Source organism: Thalassospira sp. UBA1131 (assembly GCF_002311515.1).
Lineage (GTDB): Bacteria > Pseudomonadota > Alphaproteobacteria > Rhodospirillales > Thalassospiraceae > Thalassospira.
Map to the genome: position 1 here is coordinate 6845 of NZ_DCAO01000098.1, position 10103 is coordinate 16947.

Below are 10103 nucleotides of genomic sequence, written 5' to 3' on the forward strand. Positions count from 1 at the left end.
CGGACCATTTGTGCGGAATGACACAAATTCACGTGAAATTCTTAATTTTCACAACATTCCGTCAAAAAGCATTGTATCCTGTTGATATTGAGTGATTTCGCTACCAGATATAGCCTTGTAAATTAAGTCCCGTAATTAGGAGGCGGCCTGTCATGTCGGAAACAACGATTACCCGTGCGGATCTCGCGGAAGCCGTTTATCAGGAAGTTGGTCTGTCGCGGAATGAATCCGCCCAGCTGCTTGAAACTGTTCTCGATGAAATTTCATCGGCACTGATCAAGGACGAAGTTGTAAAAATTTCCTCTTTCGGAAGTTTCTCTGTTCGTCAAAAAGGTCAGCGTATCGGACGAAACCCGAAAACGGGTGAAGAAGTACCGATCCTTCCGCGTAAGGTGCTTGTCTTCCGGCCTTCACAGGTCCTGAAAGCCCGAATTAACGCTTAAGAAAAAGAAGTCATGAAAACGAACTTGGGGGCTGCGGCGGGAACTTCCCGCCGGACAGCAAAGTCTGACTCTGCTTTTCGCACAATTAGCGAGGCTGCAAAGGAGCTTGGTCTTCAGCAGCACGTCCTGCGGTTCTGGGAATCCAAGTTTCCCCAGATCCAGCCGATGAAACGGGCAGGGGGCAGACGTTATTATCGTCCAGAAGACATTGATTTCCTCGCCCATATTCGCACGCTGCTGCACGACCAGGGCTTTACGATCAAGGGGGTTCAAAAGCTCCTTGATCAGAACAAGGGCAAGTTGCCATCGGAAATTGCTGTAACCGGGCAGGACGCAGAGACGGGCGCATCGGATATGGCGCCTGGTTCCACTGTGTCTGGAATGACCAGTGTCTCCGGTCCGGACAAAACAGCGCTGAAAGCTGTTTTGGGCGAACTCGAAGAACTTCAGGCGATCCTGCGTACAGGCCTGCAGGACGTTAAAAAAAATCCATAAAAACCATTTGCGTCTTTGGCGTGGCGCCGCTATTTATCGAGCCGCGCCAAACGGCGCAACTCTACGGTCGGAGCGTGGCGCAGCCTGGTAGCGCACCTGCATGGGGTGCAGGGGGTCGGAGGTTCGAATCCTCTCGCTCCGACCAATTAATTCCCCTTTAATATTATTGCGAAATTTCGCGTCTTGGGATGTTACGGCATCAGCCGTGAAAGCACGTCCAGTTCCGTACCGTCATCAGACATCTTGAACAGAATGATCTCACCCGACCGCGGGAAAATGTCGGTCAGGGCGGTGATGTTTACCTGATGGGTCACCAGCAACAGCTTCTCATCACCGGAAAGGCTGGCAAGCTTTGCTTTGATTTCGGCGGTCTGAGCCGCTTCTGTGCTGCGATTGCGGAAAAAGGAATTTAGTGCTGGCGCCTCGGTTACCGGGCCAAGATCAAGCAACTGCGCGGTATCAACGCAGCGGCACCACTGGCTTGTCAGGATTGAGGTTAAGCTAATCCTCATCTCACGGATGCGATCGCCGGTTTGACGCGCTTGTTGGCGGCCGCTGTCGTCCAGATTGCGCTGTGTCGTGCAATCGCCAAGGGTGAAGTTTGCCGGATCGCCGGTGCCCGGCGCAATGGCATGACGCATCAGGGCATGAACACCGTCAGACTGCCAGATTTGCCATGCTTCGTCGGAGGCGGCGGCCGCCTGCGGAAGGCTCAGTAATGCCCCCAGAACAGTAACCACCCGGAACATATTTCGCAGCAATATCGGCATGATCTTTACCCATCTGTTGCCATCAGCAAGATGAGTCTGATACCCGCAATCATCGGGATCGGATCAGATCGGTCAGGATTTTGCGGCTTTGGCAGGCCAAGCTTAGGGGGAGCGTGCGTTAATTGCCCGCACTGGCGACCCGACGCCCTTCGTCGGTCAGCTTGCAGATCAGCCAATCGGGCTTGACAGGGTTGTCAAACCACGGTGCCGCCCAGCCATGATCAATACAGCTTCGAACCGTTTTTTCGCTGATCTGTTTGCCATTGCCGTCAAAAAGCGGCAATTTGCCACCGGGCTGGCTAAGACCACGGCGCAGCCATTCAAGCTGCACATCGGTCGGTTTCGAATGTTTTTTCCCCGTCATCGGTACTCCTCGCACCGTTATGATATGATTGGTGATACAAACATCGGATGTTAGGTCCTGACCCTGATCAGTGTGACGGATTATCAACCATGGAGCAATCGCAATGACGCCAGAAGAGTTCCAACCAAGTGAGATGTCATTTCTGTATGTTACGGTGCCTGACATGGATATGGCGCGTGTGATTGCGGGTGGTGCTATTCGTGAAAAACTGGCGGCCTGTGCCAATGTCTTGCCTCATATGACTGCGATCTATGAATGGGATGGCGATGTTGAGGAAGAAACCGAGGTGGTGGTTATTCTGAAAACGTCAAAAACCAAGGCGCTTGAATTGGCGCAATGGGTCGAAGATCACCACCCTTATGAGGTCCCCTGTATTCTTGAGCTCTCGTTGGGGCGTGGCAATCACGATTATGTTTCATGGCTGCAAACCCAATTGGGATCCGGATCACGGCTGATGTGATTGCATCTGGTGGGCATGCCCCCTAGGATGGCGCAAATTTATTCCATGGGATGATACGAGTTAATGAACCAGCTTACCAAAATGGCCCTCGAAATGGGGCCGTTGGTCCTGTTTTTTGCGGTGAATGCAACGACCAACCTGATGACAGCAACGGCAGTGTTTGTCGCCGCCACCGTCGTCGCGCTTGCGACGTCATACGCGCTGGCGCGAACCATCCCGGTGATGCCGCTGATCGGTGGGGTGTTTGTCATCGTGTTTGGTGGCCTGACGCTTTATCTCGATGATGATTTGTTCATCAAGATCAAGCCGACGATTGTGAATTTGCTGTTTGCCAGCATCCTGTTTGGCGGACTGGCAGCAAGAAAACTGTTCCTTAAGCTGGTTTTGGAAAGCGCGTTTAAGGCAACCGATGAAGGTTGGCGCATCTTGACCTGGCGTTGGGCGTTCTTCTTTGTGTTTCTTGCCGTGGTCAATGAAATCGTCTGGCGCAATTTTTCGACCGATACCTGGGTGGCTTTCAAGGTCTGGGGCATTATGCCGATCACCATGGTGTTTGGCATGGCGCAGGTGCCGGTGCTAATGAAGCACCAGTTGCCAGAAGAAGAGGGCGACAAGGCCGCGTCCTAAGTTTCTGATGCGCGCATGTAGCCTTGAAATGCAAAAGGGCAGGATTTTGATCCTGCCCTTTGTTTGTTGGTCTTCGCGGTTGATCAGTTGATCGGAAGGGCAACACTGACGGCCGCCTGTGCGGCGATGCCTTCTTCGCGCCCGGTAAAGCCAAGTCGTTCGGTCGTGGTGGCCTTGACGTTGACACGGTCCAAATCAATCCCAAGAATCTCCGCGACTTTTTGACGCATTGCCGGGGTGTGTGGCCCGATTTTCGGACGTTCACAGATGAGCGTCACATCAACATTCACAATCCGGCCGCCACGCTTGCGAACAAGATCGGCCGCATGTCTGAGGAAGATGTCGGACGCCGCTCCTTTCCATTGCATGTCGCTTGGCGGGAAGTGTTGGCCAATGTCGCCAGCACCAATCGCGCCCAAAATGGCATCGGTCAGGGTATGCAGGCCGACATCGGCATCGGAATGGCCTTCAAGGCGTGCGCTGTGCGGGACTTTTACCCCGCAAAGGATGCAATGATCCCCGGGCGCGAAGCGGTGAACATCAAATCCGGTGCCAGCCCGATATTCTTCTTGCGACATGTGCGCTGTTTCCTTGTCTGTCGTATTTGCCCAGCTTTGTGCCCGGCCAAAATCATCCCGGTGAGTGATCTTGTCATTGTTGGTGGTCCCGGCAACGCAGATCACATCAAGCCCGATGGCCTCTAGTAGCGCTGCATCGTCGGTGAATTCCTGGCCTTCGAATTTCTGATGCGCATCGAGAACCGTTTTGAAATCAAACCCCTGTGGGGTCTGCGCACGTTGCAGGGTTTCGCGTGGGATCGTTTTGGTGATGACGCCATTCCGATCTGTCTGCTTGATGGTGTCTGCAACGGGCAGGGTGGGTATCGCCCCCGGATGGGTCTGAAGCGCTGTCATAACCCGATCAATCACATCATCGGATATCCCCGGGCGCGCGGCGTCATGGATCAGAACAATATCCGGTCCCTTGGCCTCAAGGGCGCGCAATCCGTTCAGAACCGATTGCTGCCGGGTGTCACCACCTGGCACTGGTGCTGGGAGCAATCCGGTTTTATCCAAGGTCGCAGTTGCGCTTTCATACCAGTCCTGATGGGCGGGATTATAGACCACCTGAATAAGGTCGGGATCGGTATGTCGTGCAAAGCATTCGATGCAATGTGCAAGAATGCTTTTGCCGCCAAGCATGTGATATTGTTTTGGTATCGGGTCGCCAAATCTGCTACCGCTGCCGGCAGCGACGATGACAACGCCTGTTTTTTGGGTCATAAACATAAAGCCATGGCTTGTCGTGAGTGCGCCGCAGGCTATCTTTCTGCGGAGGTTTTGCCAAGTCGGCAAATGCAATATCGGGGTCGTGATTGATCCCGGAGACTGAAACGGGTTTCAAGATGCTTGCAGCATATATCCATATCCTTGCCCTGTTGCCCCTGACCGGACAGATCATGCGCCCTGAACCACGGCGTGATATCTGGCTTTATGCATCCATTTGTCTGGCAGCTGTCGGCACGATGGTGTTGCTGGGAGTTACCGGCGAGGAAGTTCAGTCCCGCGGCTTTGCCGCAGCCCTGCATTGGTCGGAACTAACCGTAATCCTGATTTTTGGTGGGCTGGTAATTTGCAAAGGCCCGCATCAGGTCTGGCGATTGGCCGGGTATATTGGTGGCTATCTGCTTCTTTTCGCGGTTTTGGCGGCGGTCTTCCGGGTATTTGGTAACAACGTTGCTGAAACCGTGGATGGGCCTGCGCTTTATTCCGGTTGGCTTTGGGCGCATATCGGCAGCTCACTGATCACCTATGCGCTTGTGACTTTGGCAGCGATTGCCGCGATGGCTTATGTCGTTCAGGAATACGCCCTGAAAAAACGCAAGCCGACCCGCTGGAGCCGACGTCTGCCGCCGCTGCGCGACAGTGAATACATGTTGGTCGGTTTTTTGAAATGGTCGGCCTGGATCCTGATCATCGGGATCATTTCGGGCTTTGCGCTTCGGTATGTTGAAGGTCAGAGCCTGTGGGAAATCGACCACAAGATGCTGCTGACCTTGCTGGGTTTTGCGACCATTTGTGTGCTGATCTTTATCCATGAACGCTCCACCTTGCGCGGACGCATGGCCGTGCGCTTCGTTCTTGGCGCCTGGTTGCTTTTGACCTTGGCGTTTCCGGGCGTTCGGTTGGTAACCGGCTATATTATCGGCTAGCCCGAAAGCAGGACGACCATATAGCCCTGCCAGATTGTGTCTTGCTCAATTTTTACGATCATCCTTTTGATGTATGCATAATTGCTAGTCATTATTCTGGCATGTACAAGCATTCCTGATCGGATGGTTAGTCCCGGCAATGTTGAACTTTCGTCGGATTTTCCTAGAATTTTCAGGTTTGAAACAACGATAATTGCATCAACAGGCTGAGAGTTGTTGCATGTCGTGGCCAGTTTTATTAATCTGCCCAAGTTTTAGGCAATTGGAATTCCTTCATGTCATTGCAGATCGGTTCTGTACATGTGCCAGAGAATGTTGTGCTGGCACCGATGTCAGGTGTGACTGACCTTCCGTTTCGACAACAGGTCCGCCAGTTTGGCGGACATCTTGTTGTGTCCGAAATGATTGCGTCTGATGCCATGACCCGCATCCAGCGGCATGAAAAAGAAGTCCGTAAAATGCACGGCGATTGTGCTGCTGAAAGCCCGCTTTCAGTTCAGCTTGCCGGTACCGAACCCGAAGAAATGGCCGAAGCGGCCAAGATGAACGAGGCCCGCGGGGCCATGATCATCGATATCAATATGGGGTGCCCGGCCAAGAAGGTGACCAAGGGCTATGCCGGTTCGGCACTCATGCGTGATGAAAAGCTGGCTGCCGATATTATCAAGGCTACGGTGGAGGCGGTGTCTGTTCCGGTGACGTTGAAAATGCGTCTTGGCTGGGATGATGATAACCGCAATGCCCCGAAGCTTGCCCGCATTGCCGAGGATCTGGGGATTGCGATGCTGACCATTCATGGGCGCACGCGCTGCCAGTTCTATAAGGGCGATGCCGACTGGGACGCGATTGCATTGGTCAAAGACGCAGTTTCAATTCCGGTTCTTGGCAACGGCGATGTAAACAGCGAAGAAGACGCCAAGGAACTGCTTGAGCGATCCGGTGCCGACGGGGTCATGATCGGACGTGGCGCACAGGGGCGCCCGTGGTTCCTTGCACAGGTGTCACACTATCTTGCGACGGGGAAAAAGCTTCCGGCGCCGACACTCGAAGTTCAGCTTCAGACCATCCTGCGTCACTATGATGCGATGATTGATCATCATGGCCGTCAGGGTGTGCGGATCGCACGCAAACATCTGGCATGGTATTGCAACAGCCTGCGCAATGCGACGGAATTTCGTCGCGTTGTCAATGTGTTGGATGACCCGGCCGAAGTCAAAAATCAAATCCGGTCATTCTACGAACCGCTGATCGAAAACGAAATCAAACTGGATCAGGCAGCAGCCTGATTACCTCATAACAATAATATGGCGACGGTCAAAAACTGTTGTCGGGGAAGATATGCATGAGACTGGGATTTGGAAAAGGCAATGGGGTCGACCCGACCGGCGTTCTGAACGCGATTGCGAGTGCTGTTGTCGTGGCCAACCGGGATGGCAAAATCAAGTTTGTCAATCAGGCCACCGAGCAACTGTTTAACACCAGTGCCGCCGTGTTGTGCCGCAGTGACCTGACGGATTTCATCCCGCAGGACAGCCCGGTTTTTTCCCTGATCAGACAGGCCGTTGATGAGGCAACCCTGGTTGCCGATCATAATCTGCTGATCGAAAGCCCCAAAATCGGCAAGCACACGGTTAACCTTACCGTCGGGTCCATGCCTGATGACAGTGATTGTGCAGTTCTGACCTTTGAGCCGCGTTCGATCGCGCAAAAGATCGATAACCAGTTGCTGAGCCGAAATTCTGCACGCTCTGTCAGTGCCATGGCGGCCATTCTGGCGCATGAAATCAAAAACCCGCTTTCGGGTATTCGTGGTGCTGCGCAGTTGCTTGAGCAAACCAGCAACGAAGATGATCGCGTGCTAACACGCCTTATTTGTGATGAAGCCGACCGTATTGTTGAGCTTGTTGACCGGATGGAGATTTTCTCTGACAAGCCGCTGGAGCGCGGAGCTGTTAATATCCATACGGTTCTGGAGCATGTGCGTCGTCTGGCGGAAAACGGCTTTGCCAAGAACCTGACATTCGAAGAAATTTACGATCCGTCCTTGCCGCCGGTATTCGGCAATCGCGATCAGCTTGTTCAGGTGTTTTTGAATCTGATCAAGAATGCCGGTGAGGCGGTCGATCCAAAGGATGGGGTTATTACCATTTCGACCCGCTATCAGCATGGTATCCGCCTTGCCGTGGCGGGCGGTGACGCGCGCGTTCATCTGCCGCTGGTGGTGTCGGTGCGTGATAACGGGCCGGGTATTCCGCAAGACATGCGTGAAAGCCTGTTTGACCCGTTTGTGACGACAAAACCGACCGGATCAGGACTTGGCCTTGCGCTGGTTGCGAAAATTATCAATGACCATGGCGGTGTGATTGAAGTGAAAGATGTGCCAGGGGGAGGTGCAGAGTTTCAAATCATGCTGCCAATTTACAATCGGGCATTGGCCGAGGGGGCCGCTGATCCGATCATAATCAATAACAGGGAAGAAACCGCATGAGTACGAGCCCTGCGAGAATTCTGGTTGCCGACGATGATCGGGCCATTCGCACTGTCCTGACGCAGGCATTGTCGCGTCAGGGACACGAAGTCCGCAGTACTGGCCATGGCCGCACACTTTGGGACTGGATCGCCGATGGGGATGGCGATCTGGTGATTACCGATGTGATGATGCCTGACGAGAACGGGTTGGATATGGTGCCGCGCATTCGCAAGCTGCGCCCGGACCTTCGCGTTATTGTCATGAGTGCTCAGAATACGCTGATGACGGCAGTAAAGGCCGCCCAGCGCGGTGCGTTCGAATATCTTCCAAAACCATTTGATCTTAATGAGTTGATGGGGATTGTTGATCGCGCACTTGAGACGCCGCAGGCAAATGAAACCGGTAAGTCCGAGGATGAGGAGGGCGATGATCGCCTGCCGCTGATCGGCCGTTCACCGGCGATGCAGGAAATTTATCGTGCGCTGGCGCGGCTGATGAATACCGACCTGACCGTGATGGTGACCGGGGAAAGCGGTACTGGCAAGGAGCTGGTTGCGCGCGCACTGCATGAATATGGTGGACGCCGTCATGGTCCGTTTGTTGCCATCAACATGGCGGCCATCCCGCGCGAATTGATCGAAAGCGAGCTGTTCGGCCACGAAAAAGGTGCCTTCACCGGTGCAAACGAGCGCAAGGTCGGCCGATTTGAGCAGGCCGAGGGCGGCACGCTGTTTCTTGATGAAATCGGCGATATGCCGCTTGAAGCGCAGACCCGTTTGCTTCGCGTTTTGCAGGAAGGCGAATATACCCGCGTCGGCGGGCGTACGCCCATTCGGGTCAATGTGCGCATTGTTGCGGCCACCCACCGTGATTTGCGCAAGCTGATCCGCGAAGGCACGTTCCGTGAAGATTTGTTCTATCGCCTGAATGTCGTGCCGATCCGTCTACCGTCGCTGCGTGAACGGCTGGAAGACATTCCGGAACTGGTCAATCACTTCCTGATGCAGGCCAGCGAGGAAGGTCTTCCGCGTAAAACGCTGTCGTCCGAAGCGATGGCGCGCCTAAAAGCGCACCGCTGGCCGGGCAACATCCGCGAACTTGAAAACATGGTGCGGCGCCTGACGGCACTTTATTCGCATGATGTCATCGGTGTTGATGTCATCGAGACCGAGTTTTCCGAGAATAATATCAGCGAAGCTGCTCCGACTGCGGAACCACAGTCGCTTTCAGAATCGATCGAACGCCACGTTCGCGAATATTTTGATGCCCATGATGACGATCTGCCTGCAAACGGTCTTTATGATCGCATTTTGCGGGAAATGGAGCGTCCGCTTCTGAATGTGACACTTGAAGCAACGCGGGGCAATCAGGTCAAGGCGGCAGAGGTTCTTGGCCTTAACCGCAATACGCTGCGTAAGAAAATCCGTGATCTTGGATTGGAAGTCGTCAGGGGCACGAAATGAATAATACCGACCGTTCGATCTCCAACCGGTTCTTGCGGTCGGGCTTTGTACGGTTTCTGGGGCGGCTGGGACAGTCACGGCGTTTTGCGTTCGGATTGGTTACGGCTGCCCTTGTTTCGGTAACGGCGACCTATCTGGCGATGACGGGGACGGCGCCATTCCGGCCTGATCCGCGGCTGATTTTGTTGCTGCTAAATATCGACCTTGTGTTGGTGTTGCTGTTGGCGACGCTTGTGGCGCGCAAGCTTGTCCAGATCTGGGTGGAACGCCGGCGCGGAGTTGCCGGGGCGAAGCTTCATACCCGAATGGTTTTGATGTTTTCGTTGGTGGCAGTGACGCCAGCGATTGTGGTTGCGATATTCTCGGCACTTTTCCTGCATTTCGGTATTCAGGGCTGGTTTAGCGACCGCATCAGAACGGCGGTTGAAGAAAGTATGGTGATTGCCGATGCCTATTTGCGCGAACATCAGGAACTGATCCGCGCGGATGCCTTGGCAACCACCAGTGACTTGCAGCGTTTCGGGGTCAATTTTTCGACCAGTCCGGACCGCATTTCGAACTTTCTGACCGACCAGGCACTGGCGCGCGGGTTGCCGGAAGTGATGATGGTGGACGGTTCCGGTCAGATTATTGCCCAATCCGAATACAGTTTTTCCTACGATACCAATCAGGTTTCTGTGCCACCGGAAGTCTTTGACGAAGCACGTCAGAAAGACGTCGTTCTGATGATCGGTTCAAGCGATAACCGCATCCGCGCAATCGCCAAAATCCCAAGCTTTATTGATGCCTTCTTGCTGGT

11 protein-coding genes, 1 tRNA gene and 1 pseudogene are annotated in these 10103 nt (G+C 53.9%); 10 read left to right on the forward strand and 3 right to left on the reverse strand.

Annotated features, from left to right (window positions below; genetic code table 11):
• The first annotated feature begins 152 nt into the window (after positions 1-152).
• From B3Z49_RS15155 to B3Z49_RS15165, 3 genes are all read left to right on the forward strand, one after another.
• A complete protein-coding gene (locus tag B3Z49_RS15155) occupies positions 153-443 on the forward strand; it encodes an integration host factor subunit alpha (protein ID WP_008891097.1) in 291 nt (96 codons plus the stop codon).
• Positions 444-455: 12 nt separating this feature from the next.
• Positions 456-938 (forward strand): MerR family transcriptional regulator, encoded by a 483-nt coding sequence (locus B3Z49_RS15160; RefSeq protein ID WP_064781428.1) that lies wholly within the window; start codon positions 456-458, stop codon positions 936-938.
• A gap of 68 nt (positions 939-1006) precedes the next feature.
• A tRNA-Pro gene (locus B3Z49_RS15165) sits at positions 1007-1083 on the forward strand.
• Positions 1084-1129: 46 nt separating this feature from the next.
• Here B3Z49_RS15165 and B3Z49_RS15170 read toward each other — a convergent pair.
• Positions 1130-1708 carry a histidine phosphatase family protein gene (locus tag B3Z49_RS15170; protein ID WP_296992396.1) on the reverse strand — a complete coding sequence of 193 codons (579 nt, stop codon included), beginning with the start codon at positions 1706-1708 and terminating at the stop codon, positions 1130-1132.
• Between the two features lie 118 nt (positions 1709-1826).
• Positions 1827-2072: a hypothetical protein gene (locus B3Z49_RS15175; RefSeq protein ID WP_064781426.1), complete on the reverse strand. Its 246-nt coding sequence runs from the start codon at positions 2070-2072 to the stop codon at positions 1827-1829.
• Between the two features lie 103 nt (positions 2073-2175).
• Between B3Z49_RS15175 and cutA the strand changes: the two genes are divergently transcribed.
• The gene (cutA, locus tag B3Z49_RS15180; RefSeq protein WP_296992398.1) at positions 2176-2532 is read left to right on the forward strand and encodes a divalent-cation tolerance protein CutA; all 357 of its coding nucleotides are present in this window, start codon (positions 2176-2178) and stop codon (positions 2530-2532) included.
• A 63-nt stretch (positions 2533-2595) separates the two neighbouring features.
• Positions 2596-3159, forward strand: coding sequence for a septation protein A (locus tag B3Z49_RS15185; RefSeq protein WP_296992399.1), 564 nt, complete (start codon positions 2596-2598; stop codon positions 3157-3159).
• A gap of 83 nt (positions 3160-3242) precedes the next feature.
• Here B3Z49_RS15185 and B3Z49_RS15190 read toward each other — a convergent pair whose 3' ends face one another.
• Positions 3243-4448 (reverse strand): bifunctional 2-C-methyl-D-erythritol 4-phosphate cytidylyltransferase/2-C-methyl-D-erythritol 2,4-cyclodiphosphate synthase, encoded by a 1206-nt coding sequence (locus B3Z49_RS15190; RefSeq protein WP_296992401.1) that lies wholly within the window; start codon positions 4446-4448, stop codon positions 3243-3245.
• A gap of 116 nt (positions 4449-4564) precedes the next feature.
• Between B3Z49_RS15190 and ccsA the strand changes: the two genes are divergently transcribed.
• The 5 genes and pseudogenes from ccsA to B3Z49_RS15215 form a co-directional block, all read left to right on the forward strand.
• Complete coding sequence (gene ccsA, locus B3Z49_RS15195; protein ID WP_063089477.1) at positions 4565-5371, forward strand: cytochrome c biogenesis protein CcsA; 807 nt, start codon at positions 4565-4567, stop codon at positions 5369-5371.
• A gap of 275 nt (positions 5372-5646) precedes the next feature.
• Positions 5647-6657, forward strand: coding sequence for a tRNA dihydrouridine synthase DusB (gene dusB, locus B3Z49_RS15200; RefSeq protein WP_296992404.1), 1011 nt, complete (start codon positions 5647-5649; stop codon positions 6655-6657).
• A gap of 56 nt (positions 6658-6713) precedes the next feature.
• Positions 6714-7859, forward strand: a complete 1146-nt coding sequence (locus B3Z49_RS15205) for a two-component system sensor histidine kinase NtrB (protein ID WP_008891088.1) — start codon at positions 6714-6716, stop codon at positions 7857-7859.
• Positions 7856-9304, forward strand: coding sequence for a nitrogen regulation protein NR(I) (gene ntrC, locus B3Z49_RS15210; protein ID WP_008891087.1), 1449 nt, complete (start codon positions 7856-7858; stop codon positions 9302-9304). Before B3Z49_RS15205 ends, ntrC begins: the two co-directional genes overlap by 4 nt.
• Positions 9301-10103: pseudogene (locus tag B3Z49_RS15215) on the forward strand (two-component sensor histidine kinase); the annotation flags it as partial. The gene ntrC and the pseudogene B3Z49_RS15215, both read left to right, overlap by 4 nt.